This is a genomic window from Caballeronia sp. A2-2 (genome assembly GCF_057612605.2).
This window is the reverse complement of record NZ_CM172587.1, coordinates 1,106,138-1,126,331: the sequence shown is the minus strand read 5'-3', so window position 1 is coordinate 1,126,331 and position 20,194 is coordinate 1,106,138. Positions and strand designations below refer to the sequence as shown.

12 protein-coding genes are annotated in these 20,194 nt (G+C 62.7%); 1 reads left to right on the top strand and 11 read right to left on the bottom strand.

Going from position 1 to position 20,194, the window contains the following annotated elements:
• Position 1 precedes the first annotated feature (1 nt).
• The 5 genes from ACZCWR_RS05345 to ACZCWR_RS05325 form a co-directional block, all read right to left on the bottom strand.
• Positions 2 to 3,181 carry an efflux RND transporter permease subunit gene (locus ACZCWR_RS05345; protein ID WP_487302677.1) on the bottom strand — a complete coding sequence of 1,060 codons (3,180 nt, stop codon included), beginning with the start codon at positions 3,179 to 3,181 and terminating at the stop codon, positions 2 to 4.
• Between the two features lie 18 nt (positions 3,182 to 3,199).
• Positions 3,200 to 4,384: an efflux RND transporter periplasmic adaptor subunit gene (locus tag ACZCWR_RS05340; protein ID WP_487302676.1), complete on the bottom strand. Its 1,185-nt coding sequence runs from the start codon at positions 4,382 to 4,384 to the stop codon at positions 3,200 to 3,202.
• Between the two features lie 420 nt (positions 4,385 to 4,804).
• Positions 4,805 to 6,325, bottom strand: a complete 1,521-nt coding sequence (locus tag ACZCWR_RS05335; RefSeq protein ID WP_487302675.1) for an efflux transporter outer membrane subunit — start codon at positions 6,323 to 6,325, stop codon at positions 4,805 to 4,807.
• A 1-nt stretch (position 6,326) separates the two neighbouring features.
• Positions 6,327 to 9,506 (bottom strand): efflux RND transporter permease subunit, encoded by a 3,180-nt coding sequence (locus ACZCWR_RS05330; protein WP_487302674.1) that lies wholly within the window; start codon positions 9,504 to 9,506, stop codon positions 6,327 to 6,329.
• A gap of 26 nt (positions 9,507 to 9,532) precedes the next feature.
• The gene (locus ACZCWR_RS05325) at positions 9,533 to 10,807 is read right to left on the bottom strand and encodes an efflux RND transporter periplasmic adaptor subunit (RefSeq protein ID WP_487302673.1); all 1,275 of its coding nucleotides are present in this window, start codon (positions 10,805 to 10,807) and stop codon (positions 9,533 to 9,535) included.
• Between the two features lie 441 nt (positions 10,808 to 11,248).
• Here ACZCWR_RS05325 and ACZCWR_RS05320 point away from each other — a divergent pair, with 441 nt between their 5' ends.
• Positions 11,249 to 11,884, top strand: coding sequence for a TetR family transcriptional regulator (locus ACZCWR_RS05320; RefSeq protein ID WP_487302672.1), 636 nt, complete (start codon positions 11,249 to 11,251; stop codon positions 11,882 to 11,884).
• Here the strand turns inward: ACZCWR_RS05320 and ACZCWR_RS05315 are convergent.
• The 6 genes from ACZCWR_RS05315 to ACZCWR_RS05290 form a co-directional block, all read right to left on the bottom strand.
• Positions 11,881 to 12,672: an SRPBCC family protein gene (locus ACZCWR_RS05315; protein ID WP_487302671.1), complete on the bottom strand. Its 792-nt coding sequence runs from the start codon at positions 12,670 to 12,672 to the stop codon at positions 11,881 to 11,883. The genes ACZCWR_RS05320 and ACZCWR_RS05315 overlap by 4 nt on opposite strands.
• A 74-nt stretch (positions 12,673 to 12,746) precedes the next feature.
• On the bottom strand, positions 12,747 to 13,124 hold the full coding sequence (locus tag ACZCWR_RS05310) for a DUF427 domain-containing protein (RefSeq protein ID WP_487302670.1): 378 nt from the start codon (positions 13,122 to 13,124) through the stop codon (positions 12,747 to 12,749).
• Positions 13,125 to 13,312: 188 nt separating this feature from the next.
• The gene (locus tag ACZCWR_RS05305; protein ID WP_487302669.1) at positions 13,313 to 13,801 is read right to left on the bottom strand and encodes a carboxypeptidase regulatory-like domain-containing protein; all 489 of its coding nucleotides are present in this window, start codon (positions 13,799 to 13,801) and stop codon (positions 13,313 to 13,315) included.
• 150 nt (positions 13,802 to 13,951) lie between these two features.
• The gene (locus tag ACZCWR_RS05300) at positions 13,952 to 15,478 is read right to left on the bottom strand and encodes a DegQ family serine endoprotease (protein ID WP_487302668.1); all 1,527 of its coding nucleotides are present in this window, start codon (positions 15,476 to 15,478) and stop codon (positions 13,952 to 13,954) included.
• 227 nt (positions 15,479 to 15,705) lie between these two features.
• On the bottom strand, positions 15,706 to 16,563 hold the full coding sequence (locus ACZCWR_RS05295) for an OmpA family protein (protein WP_487303257.1): 858 nt from the start codon (positions 16,561 to 16,563) through the stop codon (positions 15,706 to 15,708).
• Positions 16,454 to 19,843, bottom strand: a complete 3,390-nt coding sequence (locus tag ACZCWR_RS05290) for an ESPR-type extended signal peptide-containing protein (RefSeq protein ID WP_487302667.1) — start codon at positions 19,841 to 19,843, stop codon at positions 16,454 to 16,456. Before ACZCWR_RS05290 ends, ACZCWR_RS05295 begins: the two co-directional genes overlap by 110 nt.
• Positions 19,844 to 20,194 lie beyond the last annotated feature (351 nt).

Here is a 20,194-nt window from a genome sequence, read left to right as displayed (position 1 = left end):
GTCAATGTCCTTCATTGCTTGAGCCATCGCGCGTTTTCTTTTCGTAGCGCGCGAGCGCCGCGCCCACGTCTTCCTTCTCGCCGCCGAACTGCGAACGCACGACGACGAAGAACATCGGCACCATGAAAATGGCGAGGAAAGTGGCCGTGAGCATGCCGCCGATCACGCCCGTGCCAATCGCGTGCTGACTGCCCGAACCCGCGCCGTTGCTGATGGCGAGCGGCATCGTGCCGAGAATGAACGCGAGCGACGTCATCAAAATCGGACGCAGACGCAAACGCGCCGCTTCCATCGCCGCTTCGACCGGACCCATGTTGTGAGAGGTCTGCAAATCGCGCGCGAACTCGACGATCAGAATGGCGTTCTTCGCCGACAGACCGACCGTGGTCAGCAAGCCGACCTGGAAGAACACGTCGTTCTCCAGCCCGCGCAGCGACACCGCGAGCAGCGCGCCGACCACGCCGAGCGGCACGACCAGAATCACGGAGAACGGAATCGACCAGCTTTCATACAGCGCGGCCAGACACAGGAACACGACGAGAATCGAGATGCCGTAGAGAATCGGCGCTTGCGAGCCGGACTGAATCTGCTGATACGACAGCCCCGTCCATTCATAGCCGATGCCCGCAGGCAGCTTCGCGGCCAGCGCTTCGATCGCGGCCATCGCCTGACCGGTGGATTTGCCGGGCGCGGCGACACCCTGAATCTCGATGGACGACTGCCCGTTATAACGTTCGAGCTTGGGCGAGCCATAGCTCCACTCGCCCGACGCGAACGACGAGAACGGCACCATCGCGCCGGACGCGTTGCGCACGTACCAGCTACCGATGTTCTCCGGACTCATGCGGAACGGCGCATCGCCCTGCAAATACACCTTCTTGATGCGGCTGTCCGTATCGAGGAAGTTGTTCACATACTTCGATGCCCACGCAATCGAGAACGTCTGATCGATGGTGCTCGGATCGACGCTTTGCGCCAGCGCTTTCTCGCGATCGATGCTCACCTTGAACTGCGCGGTGTCGTTGAGCCCGTTCGGACGCACCTGCGCCAGCGACGGGTCCTGCGCCGCCATGCCGAGCAACATGCCGCGCGCCTGCATCAGCTTTTCATGGCCGAGACCCGCGCGATCCTGCAACTCGAAGTCGAAGCCCGCCGCCGTGCCGAGTTCGGGAATGGACGGCGGATTGACCGGGAACACGAGCGCGTTCTTGTAACCGGCGAACGCGCCGAAGGTACGGCCAACCAGCGCCTGCACCTTTTCGTTCGCGCTCGTGCGTTGCGCGAAGTCCTTCAGCCGCACGAACACGAGGCCCGAGTTCTGGCCGCGTCCCGCGAAGCTGAAGCCGTTCACCGTGAACACCGATTCGACGACCGCTGCTTCCTTCTTGAGCAAGTAACCGGCAACATCGTCGAGTGCGTGTTGGGTCAGCTCTTGCGTCGAGCCGGCGGGCGTCGCGACGAGCACGAACATCGTGCCCTGATCTTCATCGGGCAAGAACGCCTTCGGCAGCTTCATGAACAGCATGCCCACCGCGACGATGATGACCAGGTACAAAATCAGGAAGCGCCCCGACCGGCGGATCACGTTCGACACGCCACGGTGATACTTCGTCTGACTCTTCGCGAACACGCGATTGAACCAGCCGAAGAAACCGGTCTTCTTCTCCTCGTGGCCCTTCGGCAGCGGCTTGAGGATGGTCGCGCACAACGCGGGCGTGAGAATCAGCGCGGTGAGCACGGACAGGCCCATCGCGGAGACGATGGTGAGCGAGAACTGGCGATAGATTGCGCCGACCGAACCGCCTGTGAACGCGACCGGCACGAACACGGCCGCCAGCACCAGCGCCACGCCGATCAGCGCGCCGGTGATCTGGCTCATCGCGCGGCGCGTGGCTTCGACCGGCGAGAGCCCTTCTTCCGACATCACGCGCTCGACGTTCTCCACCACCACGATGGCGTCATCCACCAGCAAGCCGATGGCGAGCACGAGGCCGAACATCGACAGCGTGTTGATGGAAAAGCCCGCCATGCCCATGATCGCGAAGGTGCCGAGCAGCACCACGGGCACCGCGATGGTCGGAATGAGCGTCGCGCGCAGGTTCTGCAAAAACAGATACATCACGAGGAACACCAGCACGATGGCCTCGATCAGCGTCTTCACCACATCCGCGATGGACTGCTTGACGAACGGCGTGGTGTCGTACGGATACTTCACGACCAGCCCGTGCGGGAAGAACTTCGACAACTGATCGATCTTCGCGCGCACCGCGTCCGCCGTTGCCAGCGCGTTCGCGCCGGTGGCAAGCTGAATGCCGAAGCCCGCTGCCGGACGGCCGTTGTACTGCGTCTCGAAGTTGTAGTTCTCGCCGCCCAGACCGATGCGCGCGACATCCTTCAAACGCACCTGCGAGCCGTCCTGATTCACCTTTAGCAACACGTTGCCGAATTGCTCCGGCGTGCGCAGCAGCGTGGCTTCGGTGATGGTCGCCTGCATCGACTGGCCGGGCACGGCGGGCGTGCCGCCCAACTGACCGCCCGCGACCTGAACGTTCTGCGATTGCAGCGCGGTCTGGACATCGACCGGTGTGAGGTTGAACTTGGTGAGCCGCATCGGATCGAGCCAGATGCGCATGGCGTACTGCGAGCCGAACAGCGTGACCGTGCCAACGCCGTTCAGGCGGCTGATCGGGTCCTGCACGTGCGAAGCGACGTAGTTCGCCAGATCCTCGCGCATCATGCTGCCGTCTTCGGAGACGAACGCCAGCACCAGCAGGAAGCTGCTGCTCGCCTTGCTCACGCTGATGCCCAGTTGCTGGACGACCCCCGGCAGATTGGGCGTGGCGAGTTGCAGCTTGTTCTGCACCTGCACCTGCGCGATATCCGCGTTGGTGCCCGCGGCGAACGTCAGCGTGACGGTCGCGGTGCCGCTGTCATCGGACGTGGACGAGATGTAGAGCAGATGATCCAGCCCGTTCATCTGCTGTTCGATGACCTGCGTCACCGTGTTTTCGACCGTCTGCGCCGATGCGCCCGGATACATCGCCGAAATCTGGATGGCGGGCGGCGCGATGCTCGGATACTGCGCAATCGGCAGCGACGATAAGGACGCAAGCCCCGCGAGCATCAGAATGATGGCGATCACCCACGCGAAAATCGGTCGATCGATAAAGAACCTTGCCATGAATGCGTGCCTCCGTGCTTATGCGCCCGCGGCGCTGGACGCGGGCATGGAAGGCGTCGCATCCGGCCGATGCGCTTCCACTGCCTTCACCGGCATGCCCGGCTTCACCTTGTCGATGCCCTCGACGATCACGCGGTCGCCCGCGTTCAGGCCGCTTTCGACCACCCAGTTCTGCCCTTGCGTGCCTGAAGTGACGAGCGGACGCAGCGCGACCTTGTTCTCGCCATCGACGATCATCGCGACGGCGGTGCCTTTCTGATCGTGCGAGATGCCCTGCACCGGCACGACGAGCGCGTGCGGATTCGTGCCCTGCTCGATGCGCGCGCGCACGAACATGCCCGGCAGCAGCACGCGATCCTTGTTCTCGAACACGGCGCGCACGGTCACCGAACCGGTGGATTGATCCACCGTCACATCGCTGAACTGAAGGCGGCCCTGCTCGGGATATTCGCGGCCGTCTTCGAGAATGAGCGTGACTTTCGCGGCATTCGCGCCGTCCGAGGTGAGGCGGCCTTCCTGCATCTGGCGGCGCAGCTTCAGCCCGTCGAGACTCGATTGCGTGAGATCGACGTACATCGGATCGAGCTGTTGCACGGTGACCATGAGCGTGGCCTGCGCGGCCTGCACGTACGCGCCGGGCGTGACCTGCGAGATACCCGCCTGACCGGTAACGGGCGAAAGCACATCCGTATAGCCCAAGTTGATCTGCGCGCTTTCCACCTGCGCCTTCGCCGATGCCACGTCCGCCCGCGCCTGACCTTCCGACGCCACCGCGTTGTCGTAATCCTGCTTGCTGACCGCGTTCGCTTCCACCAGCACCTTGTAACGCTGCGCCTGCGCGGTGGTCGAGACGAGATTCGCCTGCGCCTTCGCGAGCGCCGCCTTCGCGCTGTTCAATTGCGCGATGTACGGCGCGGGATCGATCTTGTAGAGCCGTTGGCCCTGCTTGACGAGCCCGCCTTCGGTGAATTCGCGGCGCAGCACGATGCCATCGACGCGCGCGCGAACCTGGGCATCGACGAACGCGCTGGTGCGGCCCGTGAGTTCCGTGGTGACGGGCACGCCGGTCGCCTTGAGCGTCACGACGCCGACTTCGGGCGTGTGCTGCGGCATGGCGGAGGGATGCTTGTCCGAGCAAGCGGCCAGCGACATGGCGGCCGCCACGACGCAGATGAGACGGGAGGGAACACGTTCGAGACGCATTGAGCGCAGACCTCTTTAGATGCTTGAATGAAGATGCGCACGTCCCGCTCATTCGGGGATGTCCGTGCGCGCGGCGTGTTTCGCTCGACGCGGAACGCCCGGCTTGGGGCAACGAGCGCCGGGTATCGCGTATTTTTGGGATGACTAAGCGTTCTCTTTTGCCGTTGGGACGAAGAAAACGCAGTCGTCGGCAGAACGGTCAGCTGGGATCGAACCGGCTTCGACTGGCCAGGCGATTATAGGAAGGGTGTCAGGTCAACGAGGTCTGCGAAGCGGCATCCGCGCGGAAATATGACGTCAGCGGAAGATTTGTTTCTGTTTTGCTGAAATGATGAGCAAAACGAAGGATTCAGTAGGGATAAAAAAAGCCCGGCGCGATGCCGGGCTTTCATCAGCAAACCACTGCTATCAATCAGCCAATCACCCCGCCGCCGATGCCGCTTTCGGCGCACTTGCCGCACCGAAATCAGTCGGTGCATCAGCGGGGCGCGGTGTGTCGCCAGCGTGCTCGATCCATCCGCCGCCGAGGAACTGATACAGATCGACCAGGTTCGTCAACCGATTCAGCCGCGCCGTAATCAACGTCTGCTGCGCGGAATACAGATCGGTCTGCGCCGTCAACACCGCGAGATAACTATCCACGCCGTTGCGATACCGCAAATCCGACAACTCCAGCCGCCTGCTCTGCGACTTCACGAACCGTTCGAGCGAGCGAATCTGTTCGTCGTAGGTGCCGCGTGCCGCCAGACCATCGGCGACTTCGCGGAATGCGGTCTGAATCGCCTTCTCGTAATTGGCGATCTCGATACGCTTCTGCACCTGCGCGAGATCGAGATTGGCGACGTTCGCACCGCCTTCAAAAATCGGCAGATCGATTTGCGGGGCGAACGACCACGCCGCCGAACCCGGCTTGAACAAGCCGCCGAGCGTCGGCGAAAGCGTGCCGAAGCTGCCGGTCAGCGTGACTCTCGGGAAGAACGCCGCCCGCGCCGCGCCGATATTCGCATTCGCTGCCAGCAACGACTCTTCCGCCGCCGCGATGTCAGGACGACGCACCAGCAGATCGGACGGCAAGCCCGCCGGAATGTCCGACAGCAGGTTTTGCGAATCGAGCGGCATGCCTTTGGGCATGTCGTCCGGCAATGGCTCGCCGACCAGCACCACGAGCGCGTTCTCCGCCTGCGCCCGCAAGCGCGCCTGCGCCTGCAAGTTCGCCTGCGCCTGCTGCACCACGCCTTCGGACTGGCGCAGATCGAGTTCCGAGCCCGTGCCGTTGTCGAATTGCAGCTTGGTGATGCGATACGACTCCTGCGCCGTCTTAAGCGTGTTCTGCGTGACGACAAGCTGATCGTCATACGCGAGCATGGTCAGATATTGATCCGCCACCGACGACACCAGCGCGATCTCCGCCGCCTTGCGCGATTCGGCAGTCGACAGATACTGCGCCAACGCCTGATCCTTCAGGCTGCGAATACGCCCGAAAAAGTCGATTTCCCACGACGCCGACAATCCCACCGAATACTGATTGGAGATGGTCTGGTCGAAGAACGACAAATCCTTCGGCGTGCGCGATTTGGTCTGCGACGCCACGCCATCGAGCGTCGGGAACAGGCCCGCGCGCGTGATCTGATACTGCGCGCGTTGCGCATCGACATTGAGCATCGATACGCGCAGATCGCGGTTGTTCTTCAGCGCCAGCGCCACGATTTCCTGCAAGCGCGGATCGGCGAAGAAGTCGCGCCAGCCGATTTCCGGTGCGCTCTGCCCGCTGGCGCTGCGGCCATTGCTCGCTTCCGATTGCGCGCCCGGCTGCGTCGCGTAGACGCCGCCTTGCGGGAACGTCTGCGAGACGGGCGCCTCGGGCCGTTCGTACTTCGGCTCGAAGGTGCAGCCGGCGGCGAGCATCGCCACCGTGGCCGCGATCAAAGAATGTTTAAGCATCTCAGTGTCCTTCCTTGCCCGTGGCGGGCGCACCGCCATGACCTTCGATATCGCCATCCGAACCCGGCGCCGGCATGTCCTTGCTCTTGCTGAACTTCGAGATCACGACGAAGAACATCGGGATCATGAAGATGGCGAGGAAAGTTGCCGTAATCATCCCGCCGATCACGCCGGTGCCGATCGCGTGCTGACTGGCCGAACCCGCGCCGTTGGAAATGGCCAGCGGCATCACGCCGAGAATGAACGCGAGCGAGGTCATCAGAATCGGACGCAACCGCAGACGCGCCGCTTCCATCGCCGCTTCCACCGTGGTCATGCCCTGCATGCGCAGTTCACGGGCGAATTCCACGATCAGAATCGCGTTCTTCGCCGACAAGCCTACCGTCGTCAACAGACCGACCTGGAAGAACACGTCGTTTTCCAGACCGCGCAGCGTCGCCGCCAAGAGCGCGCCGAGCACGCCCAGCGGCACGACCATGATGACCGAGAACGGAATCGACCAGCTTTCATACAGCGCCGCCAGACACAGGAACACCACGAGGATCGAGATGCCGTACAGAATCGGCGCCTGCGAACCCGACTGACGCTCCTGATACGACAGCCCCGTCCATTCGTAGCCGATGCCCGCAGGCAGTTTCGCCGCGATGGCTTCGATCGCCGTCATGGCCTGACCGGTCGATTTACCCGCCGATGCCGCGCCCTGAATTTCGACCGCCGAGATACCGTTGTAGCGTTCGAGCTTCGGCGAACCGTAGATCCACTCGGCCGTCGAGAACGCGGAGAACGGCACCATCGTTCCGCTGGTATTGCGCACGTACCACTTGTCGACATCTTCCGGCGTCATGCGGAACTGGTTGTCGCCCTGCACGTAGACCTTCTTGATCCGGTTATCGACATCGAGGAAGTTGTTGACGTAGCTCGACGCCCACGCGATGGAGAACGTGTTGTCCACATCCGCGATGGACACGCCCAGCGCCTGTGCCTTCTCGCGGTCGATATTCACCTTGAACTGCGGCGTGTCGTTCAGACCGTTCGGACGCACCTGCGCGAGCGTCGGGTCCTTCGCCGCCATGCCGAGCAGCATGTTGCGCGCTTCCATCAGCTTCGCGTGGCCCACGCCCGCGCGATCCTGCAACTCGAAGTCGAAGCCCGCCGCCGTGCCGAGTTCGGGAATCGAAGGCGGATTGACCGGGAAGATCATCGCGTCCTTATACGGCGCGAAGTGCATGAACATGCGTCCGACCAGCGCCTGCACCTTCTGATCGGTGTGCTGACGATCGGCGTAATCCTTCATCCGCACGAACACGAGACCGGAGTTCTGGCCGCGTCCCGCGAACGAGAAGCCGTTCACCGTGAACACCGATTCGACGATGCCCTTCTCGTCGTTGAGCAAATACTCCTGCACGTCCTTGAGCACATGCGCGGTGTATTCCTGCGTGGAGCCGGACGGCGCCTGCACCAGCACGAACATGGTGCCCTGATCTTCATCGGGCAGGAACGACTTCGGCAGACGCAGGAACAGCATGCCCACCGCGACGATCACCACGAGATAGATGATGAGCCAGCGCCCCGAGCGCCGGATCACGTGCTGCACGCCGCTGTGATACTTCTCCTGGCTCTTGTTGAAGTTGCGGTTGAACCAGCCGAAGAAGCCCTTGCGCTCGGCGACGTGCCCTTCAGGATGCGGCTTCAGGATCGTCGCGCACAGTGCGGGCGTGAGAATCAGCGCGACCATCACGGAAAGCACCATCGCCGCGACGATGGTCAGCGAGAACTGCCGGTAAATCGCGCCCACGGAACCGCCCGAGAACGCCACCGGCACGAACACCGCCGAGAGCACCAGCGCCACGCCGACCAGCGCGCCGGTGATCTGGCCCATCGCTTTCCGGGTGGCGTCGCGTGGCGATAAATGCTCCTCGGACATCACCCGCTCGACGTTCTCCACCACCACGATGGCATCGTCCACCAGCAAGCCGATGGCGAGCACGAGGCCGAACATCGACAACACGTTGATGGAAAAGCCCACCGCCGACATGATCGCGAAGGTGCCCAGCAACACCACCGGCACCGCGATGGTCGGGATGATCGTCGCCCGCAGGTTTTGCAGGAACAGATACATCACCAGGAACACCAGCACGATCCCTTCGATCAGCGTCTTGACCACTTCCTCGATCGACAGGCGCACGAACGGCGTGGTGTCGTACGGATACTTCACGACCAGCCCGTTCGGGAAGTACTTCGACAGTTCATCGACCTTCTGGCGCACCGCCTTGGCGGTCGCGAGCGCGTTCGCGCCGGTGGCAAGCTGAATACCGAAGCCTGCCGTCGGCTGACCGTTGTACTTGGTGTCGAAGTTGTAGTTTTCGCCGCCGAGGTCGATGTGCGAGACATCCTTCAGCCGCACCTGCGAACCGTCCTTGTTCACCTTGAGCAGGATGTTGCCGAACTGCTCGGGCGTTTGCAGCAGCGTCGCCTGCGTGATGGTCGCCTGCAACATCTGACCCGGCACCGCGGGCGTGCCGCCCAGACTGCCCGCCGCCACCTGCACGTTCTGCGCGGCGATGGCGTTGGAGACATCGACCGGCGTCAGCGAGTAGTTGGTGAGCTTGGTGGCATCCAGCCAGATCCGCATGGCGTACTGCGAGCCGAACAGCGTCACCGTGCCCACGCCGTCGATCCGCGAGAGCGGGTCCTGCACCTTCGACGCCACGTAGTTCGCGAGGTCGTACTTGTTCATGCTGCCGTCCTGCGACACGAACGCAAGCACGAGCAGGAAGCTCGAACTCGATTTCGTCACCTTCGTGCCGAGCTGCTGCACGACCTGCGGCAGAAGCGGCGTCGCCAGTTGCAGCTTGTTCTGCACCTGCACCTGCGCGATGTCCGGATTCGTGCCCGCCGCGAACGTCAGCGTGATGGTCGCCGTGCCGGAGTCATCCGACGTGGATGACAGATACAGCAAGTGGTCGAGACCGCTCATCTGCTGCTCGATCACCTGCGTGACCGTGTTTTCCACGGTGCTGGCGGAAGCGCCCGGATACGTCGCGCTGATCTGAATGGCCGGCGGCGCGATGGTCGGATACTGCGCGACCGGCAGCGTGAAGATCGACGCCATCCCCGCCAGCATCAGGATGATGGCGATCACCCATGCGAAGATCGGGCGATCGATAAAAAACTTTGCCATGAAACAGGCTCCCTGTTATGCCGCGTTCAAGCGCCCGAAGCGGCGGACGCCGCCTGCGCACCGCTCGCGTTGGCCGGAGCCGCGCCCGGCGCACCGGATGCCGCAGGCGCGGATGCCGCCGCCGCGCCCGAAGCGCCCGCGACCGGGTACGGGAATTTCGCGTCCACCGGCTTCACCTGCATGCCGGGCTTGGCCTTCTCCACGCCGTTGACGATCACGCGGTCGCCGGGGGAAATGCCGCTGTCGACCACCCAGCTCTGACCGTAGGTTCCGCTGGTCACGAGCTGACGCAGTTCGACCTTGTCGTCCTTGTTGACGACGAGCGCGGTCGGCTGGCCCTTCTGGTCATGCGTGACGCCGATCTGCGGCACCACCAGCGCGTGGTCGTTCACGCCTTCCTGAATGCGCGCGCGCACGAACATGCCCGGCAAGAGCACGCGGTCCTTGTTCTGAAAGATCGCGCGCACGGTCACGGAGCCGGTGCTCTGATCCACGCTCACGTCGGAGAACTGGAGCTTGCCCTGCTCGGAATAGACGCGGCCGTCTTCCAGCACCAGTTGCACCTTCGCCGCATGGATGCCTTCGGTCTGCAGGCGGCCCTCCTGAATCTGGCGGCGCAGCTTGAGGCCGTCGACGCTCGATTGCGTCAGATCGACGTAGATCGGGTCGAGTTGCTGGATGGTCGTCATCAGCGTCGCGGCGCTCGCCTGCACGTACGCGCCCGGCGTGACTTGCGAGAGGCCGGTGCGTCCGCTGATCGGCGAGAGCACGTCGGTGTAGCCGAGGTTGATCTGCGCGGTATCGACCGATGCCTTGCCCGCGGCCACATCCGCCGCTGCCTGCCCTTCCGATGCCACGGCGTTGTCGTAGTCCTGCTTGCTCACCGCGTTGCTGGCGACCAGCACCTTGTAGCGGCCGGCCTGCGCGGTGGTCGAGACGAGGTTGGCCTGCGCTTTCGCCAGCGTCGCCTTCGCGTTGTTCAGCGCGGCGATGTACGGCGCGGGATCGATCTTGTAGAGGCGCTGGCCTTGCTTGACGTCATCGCCTTCGGTGAATTCACGGCGCAACACGATGCCGTCCACCCGCGCGCGCACTTGCGCGACCAGGAACGCGCTGGTGCGGCCCGGCAGATCGGCGACGACCGGCACGCTGGTCGGCTGAACGGTGACGATGCCCACTTCGGGCGTTTGCGGCGGCGGTGCTGACTGTTTTTGTCCGCAGGCGGCCAGGAATACGGCAGCCGTCGCGGCGGTGATGATGCTGACTGGAACCCAGCGGTATGGAACCCGTTCGACGCGCATGGAGCGACCTCTGTCTAAGACTGAGAATGAGGAGGTGCGCGGCGGCCTTCCCCGGGCCACGCCGCGCACGAGCGTTCTAAGACGCTGATCCAAAAACCAAGCAGTAATACCGGTGAGCGCGATTCCAGCCGAGGCCGGATTTCATGCTCGTGCGACGCCGTCAGGCGCCGTCGGAAGCCAAGGAACGGCCAGAACGAGCAATCGAAATGAAAGCTTAATTGGCTTACTGCTCGCTGTCTGCTACTTGGGGTATTTGGTTGACGGGTGGTATTGTATATACATTCGTCAATGAATGTAAAAAACTGTACTTCAATTCGCTTGCGGGTGGACGATAAAAACGTTCCACCCGTAATCGATTACGTTCGACGAATCTTCGACAGCGTGGCCGCGAGGGCCGAAACACACGTAAGCACGGGAGCATCCGGCCGCAGGCCGAACGTTATGGTCAGACGAACCAAGGAAGAGGCGCAGGAGACGCGAAACCGCATTCTCGATGCAGCCGAGCGCGTCTTCTACGAAAAAGGCGTTTCACGCACGACGCTCGCGGACATCGCCCTGGCGGCAGGGGTCACGCGCGGCGCGATCTACTGGCATTTCGCCAACAAGGGCGATCTTTTCAACGCGATGTTCGAGCGCAGCGTCTTGCCGCTCGACGAACTGGTGGAAGCCACGCTCGATGGCCGCGAGCCGGACCCGCTCGCTCAGTTGCGCGATCTGTTCATCTGGTGCATGCGCAATATCACCGCCGACGAGCGACGCCGCCGCGTGTTCGACATTCTTTTTCTGAAGTGCGAGTTCGTCGAGGAAATGGGACCGGTGCGCGAGCGCCAGCAAAACAATTCGCGCGAAGGGATGGAGCGCATCGAGCGGGCGTTGCGCAATGCCATCGAGAAAAAGCAGTTGCCCGCGAAGCTGGACACGCGCCGCGCCATGAACATGCTGCACGCGCTGTTCACCGGCATCCTGCACGATTCGCTGATGCTGCCGGGCAGCGTCGATCCGTCGCGGGACTCCGAAGCGCTCGTCGATGCCTGTCTCGATGCGTTGCGCTTGAGTCCGGCGTTGCTGACTGCTTAGTGCCCGGTTTTCGGCGCGAAGAACGCGAACAGCGCGAGGCAGACGATCATCGCGGTCCACGCCCAACCGGGAAGCCCAAGCGGATGATGCTCCGGCTCCCGGTCCCGCCGATGCAGAAACCGCCCCGGCATCCGATGACGCAACACGCCGCTCGCCGCCGCCGCGCCCGCCGGTTCGTTGAGCGCACGCATGCTCGCGCCCATCCGGCGCGAAAACGCCGCCGACAGCGCGCCGGGCCGCAGGAAGATGTGGCGCCGCTCGGGCATCGCGCGATCCGATGGCAGTCCGTACTTTGCGCACACGACTTCGCAGAACTCGGCAAAAAATTCGTCCGCGCCTTCGCGTAATGCGTTCTCGATCTGACGCGATGGAAGATCGGCGAGCGGACCCGACACGGTCGCCCAAACGGTGTATTCGACCCACGTTGCTTCGCCGTCCTGATCCGGACTCAGCGCGACGGCAATCTGTCCGCGCAACGAGCCGACACCTTCGCCGCGCGCCCTGAAGCTCAGGGTGCGCGCGTGAATCTGATCGCCGGAACGTGATGGTGCGCCATCCTGACCATTTCGCGCGTCCTGCCGCGTCTCGCCCGCCGCGTGCAGGCGAATCTCGTAGCGTGCCCGCAGCGCGCCGAGCGGCACCGTCAGCGTGAGCGTGTGTTCGCCGTTAGGCGTTCGCGTGAACGATTCGCAATTGTCCAGACTCGCGCGCAGCAACGCGATATCGGCGAGCGCTTCCCGAACTCGCGCCGGATCGAGCGGAATGCGCAAGGCTTCGTCGATTTCCATCCGGGCCTCCGGGACGCGGAACGCTGAGTTAGGTTGTCGCGCATCGGGCGCGCTGCGTCTGTGCGGCAACTCGCCTACGAAGTCTCGTCGATACGATCCACGCGCGAACCGTAGAAAGCCAGATAGCCCTTGATCGGTGCGGCGGCGTCGGACGGCGCTTCGTAGCTCCACGCGGCGTTTTCCACGGGGCCGTCTTCGGTCAGCAAGTGATAGTGCGTCGCCTCGCCCTTGTGCGGGCAATGCGAGGTGTGAATGGAGCGCTGCATCCGCGCCATGTTGACGTCGCCGCGCGGGAAGTAGTGAACATCGTCCGCGCCGGTTTCGGTAAGCGTCAGCGAGGCGAGCGTGTCGGCGTACGTGACGCCCTGGTGAATCACGCGGCAGCGCCGGGCGTTCGGCCGAAGCTCCAGCCGATGCGCGGCTTCGTGACCGTCGTTGAGATCCGTGCTCATCGTGGTGCCCTCCGGCGTTCGCGGAAATCGCAAGGCGCGTGATCGTGTGGTCGTACTTGTTCGTCGAGCCGCGCCCGGCCACTAAAAAGCCACGGGCATTGCGTTGCCCGTGGCTTTCATTATGAGACAACTTTTGCCGGTCTGGGTGAGCGCGTTGACCGGCATATCGCTAACTGTCGCGCGTGCGCTTACTGAATGCTCCAGTGAAACGCCGCCTTGGCCTTGCCCGGCCCAGACACGCTCACCGATTGTTTCTTTTCCTGATCCTTGTACTTCGCAAAGACCGTGTAACTGCCGGCCGGCAGCTTCACCAGCATGTACGGTCCCATTGCTTCGGTGCTCAATATTTCGCTGCCCTTTCCATCGACGATGCGCACATGCACGTTCGACAGATAATCCGCCGTCGGGCCGGTGAAACGCATGGACAGCGGCCAGTGCGACTGCTCGCGCTGCAACGCGTGCGATTCGTCGAGCCCGACACCGCCGGACGTGTACGACACATCGCCTTGCTGCTGGACTTGCGGCAGGCCGCCGCCGTTGTCGTTCCCGGCGCTGCCTGTATCGCTTGTGCCGCCCACCGTCGCACCCGATGCCTGCGCCCACGCGCCGTTTGCAAGCCCTGCGCCGAGCGCGGCCGCCAACATCGCGGCAACCAGTTTTCCCGTGGCTTTGTTCATTTGTCGTTTTCTCCTGTTCCGATGCCGCCACGCGTTGCTTTGCATGCAACGCGTTTCACGGCCTCACGCCCGATGCGCGGCAATCACGCGATGGGGCACCGAAGCACCAAGGAGCATGCTTCGTGCCCGCATCGGCATCGCCTAGCCCGCTTAGCCGAGGTCGACCGGAACGAAGATCTGCGCGTCGTCACGCTGGATCAGAAGCGCGATGCTGTCGCCCGCGCGCGAGACCATCGTCTTCAACTGCTGCGTCGTGGTGACCGGCTGTCCGTTGACCGCGAGAATCACGTCGCCCGGCTGGATGCCCGCGTTCGCCGCCGCGCCGTTGCTCTGCTGCACAAGCAGACCGCGCGCGATCGAGCCTTGCTGCTTCTCATCCGGCGTGAGGGGACGCACCGCGACGCCCAACCGCGTGTCCTGCGCCGCCGCGCCACCATCGTCGCCGCCAGCCTTCGAATCGGCGCTCGCGACCTTGGCGTCCTTGAGCGCGCCGATGGTGACATCGATATCCTTCGCGCTCTTGTCGCGCCACACCGTGACCTTGGCCGACGTGCCCGGCGACAACCCCGCCACCTGCGACGGCAGCGAAGTCGAATCCGCCACCGCCGTGCCGTTGACCGCGGTGATGACATCGCCCGGTTGCAGGCCCGCCTTCGCCGCCGGACCGCCCGGCTCGACCGAACTCACCAGCGCGCCTTCCGGCGACTTCATGCCGAACGAATTCGCTAGCGTCTGATTCATGCTCTGCACCGTCACGCCGAGACGGCCGCGATCCACGTGACCCGTCTTGATGAGCGCATCCTTCACCTTGATCGCTTCATTGATCGGGATAGCGAACGAAAGTCCCTGGAAGCCGCCCGTCTGCGAGTAGATCATCGAGTTGATGCCGATTACTTCGCCCTGCAAATTAAACAGCGGCCCGCCCGAGTTGCCCGGATTCACCGGCACGTCGGTCTGAATGAACGGCGTGTAATTCTCGTTCGGCAGTGCCCGCGACTTCGCGCTGATGATGCCAGACGTCACCGTGTTGTCGAAACCATAAGGCGAACCGATCGCGACGACCCACTGGCCGACCTTGCTGCCGTTCGGATCGCCGATCTTGACGACAGGCAGGTCCTTCGCATCGATCTTGAGCACAGCGACGTCCGACTGCTTATCGGCACCGATCACCTTCGCGCGATATTCGCGCTTGTCCGTCAGCTTGACCGTGACCACGTTCGCGTTATCGACCACGTGCGCGTTGGTGAGGATGTAGCCATCGCTGCTCACGATGAAGCCCGAACCCAGCCCTTCGCTCGGACGATCCGCACTGGGACCATCGCCGCCACCGCCGCCGCCGAAGCCGGGGACGTTGCCGTAGAAGCGCTTGAAGAACTGGTAGAACGGATCGTCGGGGTCCATCGGCACCTGATTCGCGTTGCCGCCGCGACGCGCGGATGTCTGCTTGACGACATGCTTCGCGCTGATGTTCACCACCGCCGGACCGTAGGTTTCGACCAGGCCGGAGAAATCGGGCACGCCGGTCTTGGCGGCAGCCTCGGCGGGCATCAGCGCGGCTTGCGCGGACGGGATGACTTGCGGCGCAGGAACATTGTTGTGACCGGCCACGTAGCCCGCCGACAAGGCAACGGCAACGGCTGCCGCGACGGCGCTGCGGGTGAGGATCTTCGCTTTCATCGTGTGTGCTCCTGACGGGATGCCATGCGCTTTGAGGGTTGGCGCAAGATTGGATGAACGAAGGTTACGGGGCGTCGCTTAATCCTTTCTTAAAGCTGGATGAGTCGGGCGGCGAATCATCGCGACATCGGCTGATGCAAAAAAAAATGGCGCGCCATTGAGGCGCGCCATCGGTACTTCTGCTTCGGTTTCAGAGCGATTCGACTGCCATCGCCCCTACAGTCCGCTTACTTCGCGGAGATCGTTACCCGGCGGTTCGGTGCGAGGCATTGGACGACATCCGGCGTCGCCTTGTTGCCGGGGCAGGACTTGACCGGATCGGCCGCGCCGCGACCCGCAACATCGAAGCGGCCCGCGACGACGCCACGCTCCCGCAGCGCTTTTTCGACCGTCTGTGCGCGTTGCAGCGACAGCTTGCGATTGTGCGCGGCAGAGCCGAATCGATCGGTATAACCGTCGATGCGCACCACGTTCACCTTCGAACCCGACTCGCGCAGTCCTTTCGCGATCGATTCGGCCATGCGCTCGCCTTCCGGCGTGAGGACGGCGCTATCGAAGCCGAACAGCGCGTCGGTGGCGAGCGTGACCGGCTTGTCGAGCACCGTCGGCGCGACCACCGCCGGTGTCACCACCGCCGGCGTTGCGGGAGCCACGCACTTGTCGAGATCGCCGCTGACTTTCTGCGCGAGCTTTTGCGCGCGCTCGATCGCGTCCCAGCCGTGAACCCAGCGGGTTCCGTGGGACTCTTCCTGCTCTTTCCAGGCTTCGTCGGTCAGTGCGGAGAGACGTCCCGCATCCTCGCTATGGCACGGCGATTTGGCCGCGCGCTGGTTGGTGGCATCGATTTGCTGCAGCGCCTGCACCCACTGCGGACGCGTCTGCTGCGGCCACTGCTTCTGGCCGTAGATCGGCTGGAACGGCACGCTGCCGTCGATGAAATGACGCGCGTTGTTGAGGGAACGCGCAGCCGCGTCGTTATAGACGGACGACACGATTACGTGGCTGTCCTGACGTTCGGCGACTTCGAGCCAGCCTTCGGCCGCGCCGCGCTGATACGGATCGGCGACGTGTTGCGCGGCAGGCATGAGTGCCTGGGCATCGCTGCCGACGCTCGCGAACGCCTGCGCGCTCACCAGCGACGCGATCAGCGCGCCGTAAATCAAAGATATTTTCATGAGATTCCCGAGGCGCGCCACGGTTGTACGTCGGCGCCGTGATGGAGCCGTCGCTGTTCACCGTCGAACCGCCGCCGAGCGCGTCAGCCGTCGAGTTGGCCAGCGCGTAGAGCTGCGAGCCGTTCACTGCCTGCAGGCTCGTGCCGTTCACCGCGCCTGCCGCCACGCCGTCCAGAACGCGTGCACCTTGCTTGCCGGTGAAGTCGACCGTCGTACCGTCGGTGTCCTTCGCGACCGTGATGTCGTGCGTCGTCGGGTCTTGCTGCACCAGACCGACCGTGCCGTTGTTGATCTGATTGTTGATGTCGCTGATTGCCGTCGTGTTGTTGGCGATATCCGTGGCGTTCTTCGTCACGTTCAGGTTCGTCGCGTAAAGCTGCGAACCGTTCACGCCGTCCGTGCTGGTCGCCGTCAGGTCGCCTGCCGTCACACTCTTCAACTTACGCGTGTTGCCACTTACGTTGGCGAAGTCCACGGCCGTACCGTCGGCGCCCTTGCCGACCGTCAGATCCGCGCCGGCGCCAGCTTGCTGAACCAGACCCGTCGTGCCGTTGTTGATGTTGTTGATGTCGGCGGTCAGGTTAGTGATGGCCGTCGTGTTGCCCGCGATATCCGTGGCGTTCTTCGTCACGTTCAGGTTCGTCGCGTAAAGCTGCGAACCGTTCACGCCGTCCGTGCTGCTCGCCGTCAGGTCGCCTGCCGTCACACTCTTCAACTTACGCGTGTTGCCGCTCACGTTGGCGAAGTCCACGGCCGTGCCGTCGGCGCCCTTGCCGACCGTCAGATCCGCGCCGGCGCCAGCTTGCTGAACCAGACCCGTCGTGCCGTTGTTGATGTTGTTGATGTCGGCGGTCAGGTTAGTGATGGCCGTCGTGTTGCCCGCGATATCCGACGTGTTCTTCGCGATGTACGCCGGTGCCGTGATCGAGCCGTCGGCGTTCACCGTGGAACCGCCGCCCAGCGCGGTTGCCGTCGAACTTGCCACCGCGTGCAGTTGCGAGCCGTTCACTGCGTGCAGGCTCGTGGCGGAGACTTCGCCTGCGGCCACGCCGTTCAGGATGCGCGCGCCTGACGTGCCTGCGAAGTTGACCATCGTGCCGTCGCTGTTCGTCGCGATGTTGATGTTGCGCGTGGCGGCGTCCTGTGTCGCGAGGCCGAGTTCACCGTTGTTGATCTGGGTCGTGATGTTGCTGACCGAGGTGGACAAGTTGGAGATCGACGTCGTGTTGCCTTCGACGGTGGTTGACAGGTTGTTGATCGAAGTCGTGTTGTCGGCGAGTGACGTTGACAGGTTGTTGATCGAAGTCGTGTTGCCTTCGACCGTGGTCGACAAGTTGCTGATCGAGTTCGTGTTGTTCGCGACTGACGTCGAGAGGTTGTTGATCGAGGTCGTGTTGCCTTCGACTGTGGTCGCCAGGTTGCTGATCGAGTTCGTGTTGTTCGCGACCGACGTCGAGAGGTTGTTGATCGAGGTCGTGTTGCCTTCGACCGTGGTCGACAAGCTGGTGAACGACGTTGACATGTTGTTGACCGAAGTCGACAGGTTGTTGATCGACGTCGTATTGCCGTCAACCGTCGTCGACAGGTTGTTCACCGACGTCGACAGGTTGTTGATCGAGTTCGTGTTGCCGGCGACCGTCGTCGACAAGTTGCTGATCGACGTCGTGTTGCCTTCGACCGTGGTCGAGAGACTCGTGACCGAAGTCGACAGGTTGTTGATCGAGGTCGTATTCGCAGAAACCGACGTCGACAGGTTGCTGATCGAGTTCGTGTTGTTGGCGACGGCAGCGTTGGTCGCGTTCAACTGCGACATGTTCACGGCATCGGTGTCGGCGACGCCGGCCGTTACCTTCGACAGCGTGCGGGTCGCGCCACTGTTGTTGGCGAAGCTCACCGCCGCGCCGTTCGTGCCCGCGCCGACCGTCAGATCCGCGCCAGAAGCCGCTTGTTTCACCAGGCCGATTTCGCCATTGTTGATTTGATTGGTGATCGAATTGACAGACGTCGACAGGTTGTTGATCGAGCTTGTGTTGCCTGCGACTGACGTCGACAAGTTGTTGATCGAAGTCGTGTTGCCGTCGACCGTCGTCGACAAATTCGTGACCGAGGTCGACAGATTGCTGATCGAGTTCGTATTGCCTGCGACCGACGTCGACAAGTTGTTGATCGAAGTCGTGTTGCCGTCAACCGTCGTCGACAAGTTCGTGACCGAGGTCGACAGATTGCTGATCGAGTTCGTATTGCCCGCGACCGACGTCGACAGGTTATTGATCGACGTCGTGTTGCCGTCAACCGTCGTCGACAAATTCGTGACCGATGTCGACAAGTTGCTGATCGAGTTCGTATTGCCCGCGACCGACGTCGACAGGTTATTGATCGACGTCGTGTTGCCGTCAACCGTCGTCGACAAGGTGCTGACCGAGGTCGACAGATTGCTAATCGAATTGGTGTTGTTCGCGACGACAGCATTGGTCGCGTTCAACTGCGACATGTTCACCGCATCCGTATCAGCCACGCCAGCCGTCACGTTCGACAGAGTGCGGGTCGCGCCACTGTTGTTGGCGAAACTCACCGCCGCGCCGTCCGTGGCCGCACCGACCGTCAGGTCCGCGCCGGGCGCCGCCTGCTGCACGAGATTGGCGTTATTGATCTGAGCCTGAAGCGCGTTCAACTGCGACATATTCGCAGCGTCGGTACCGGCGACACCGGCGGCAACGTCGGAAATCTTGTTGCCGCTCATCGACAGGGTGCCGACCATCGTGGTCGGACCCGTGAGGGTGATGCCGCTCGGAGCGTACAACGAGATCGAGCCGCCATCCTGATAGTTGGTCGAACCGACGGCCAGCCAGGCGCCCGTACCCGTGAGGCCGGTGCCCTTATAGTTCGTCGCGCCGCTGAGAATCACGCCGCTACCCTTGCGGCAGTCCATTTCGGAACCGTTCGTGTTGTAGGTTCCACCGACCCAGCCCGCGTTGTCCGAGCCCCACGCGCCGCCGGACGTGTTCGTCGGCTGATTACAGTTGACGACCTCACCGGCCATCGCCGTCTGGGCGAAGCCGCAGATCAGGACTGCGGAGATCGCGGCAAGAATGCTTTTGACCGATTTCTTCGTGCGGCCCTTCGAAAGCTCGGAAGCGACAACCCATTGAGCAACAGCGGAATTCCAGACGATGCGATAAACGTTATTCATGCTAAACCTTGAGCTTTCAACTCGGAGAAAATTTAGAAAGATTTCGATTCATCCGCTTGTCAGAAACGCTCGATTAACGGCTATTTCGCATCGCGATCAAAATCATGTGGGCCGGGAAGTAATGCATGCTGTCGTCTTAAAACCAGACAGCTACCTCTCAAATCGTTAAGACAGATTCCTAAGGGCCGAGACGAAATTTAACCGGCATCCCGCGTTTAACCCATGGGCATATTCCGATAGATTCGGGAGGCGTTGACTAGAAATATTTAAGACGTGTCTTATTCAGATTGGCGGAAGCCTTTACCAGCGGGGCATCGAATGTAAATTTCTGTCGTATGACGCGCGGAAATT

What these genes read in the sequence shown, in the direction of transcription:
- ACZCWR_RS05345 (WP_487302677.1), bottom strand. Translation starts at nt 3,181, where the DNA reads ATGGCAAGGTTCTTTATCGATCGACCGATTTTCGCGTGGGTGATCGCC.
- ACZCWR_RS05340 (WP_487302676.1), bottom strand. Translation starts at nt 4,384, where the DNA reads ATGCGTCTCGAACGTGTTCCCTCCCGTCTCATCTGCGTCGTGGCGGCC.
- ACZCWR_RS05335 (WP_487302675.1), bottom strand. Translation starts at nt 6,325, where the DNA reads ATGCTTAAACATTCTTTGATCGCGGCCACGGTGGCGATGCTCGCCGCC.
- ACZCWR_RS05330 (WP_487302674.1), bottom strand. Translation starts at nt 9,506, where the DNA reads ATGGCAAAGTTTTTTATCGATCGCCCGATCTTCGCATGGGTGATCGCC.
- ACZCWR_RS05325 (WP_487302673.1), bottom strand. Translation starts at nt 10,807, where the DNA reads ATGCGCGTCGAACGGGTTCCATACCGCTGGGTTCCAGTCAGCATCATC.
- ACZCWR_RS05320 (WP_487302672.1), top strand. Translation starts at nt 11,249, where the DNA reads ATGGTCAGACGAACCAAGGAAGAGGCGCAGGAGACGCGAAACCGCATT.
- ACZCWR_RS05315 (WP_487302671.1), bottom strand. Translation starts at nt 12,672, where the DNA reads ATGGAAATCGACGAAGCCTTGCGCATTCCGCTCGATCCGGCGCGAGTT.
- ACZCWR_RS05310 (WP_487302670.1), bottom strand. Translation starts at nt 13,124, where the DNA reads ATGAGCACGGATCTCAACGACGGTCACGAAGCCGCGCATCGGCTGGAG.
- ACZCWR_RS05305 (WP_487302669.1), bottom strand. Translation starts at nt 13,801, where the DNA reads ATGAACAAAGCCACGGGAAAACTGGTTGCCGCGATGTTGGCGGCCGCG.
- ACZCWR_RS05300 (WP_487302668.1), bottom strand. Translation starts at nt 15,478, where the DNA reads ATGAAAGCGAAGATCCTCACCCGCAGCGCCGTCGCGGCAGCCGTTGCC.
- ACZCWR_RS05295 (WP_487303257.1), bottom strand. Translation starts at nt 16,563, where the DNA reads ATGCCTGCCGCGCAACACGTCGCCGATCCGTATCAGCGCGGCGCGGCC.
- ACZCWR_RS05290 (WP_487302667.1), bottom strand. Translation starts at nt 19,843, where the DNA reads ATGAATAACGTTTATCGCATCGTCTGGAATTCCGCTGTTGCTCAATGG.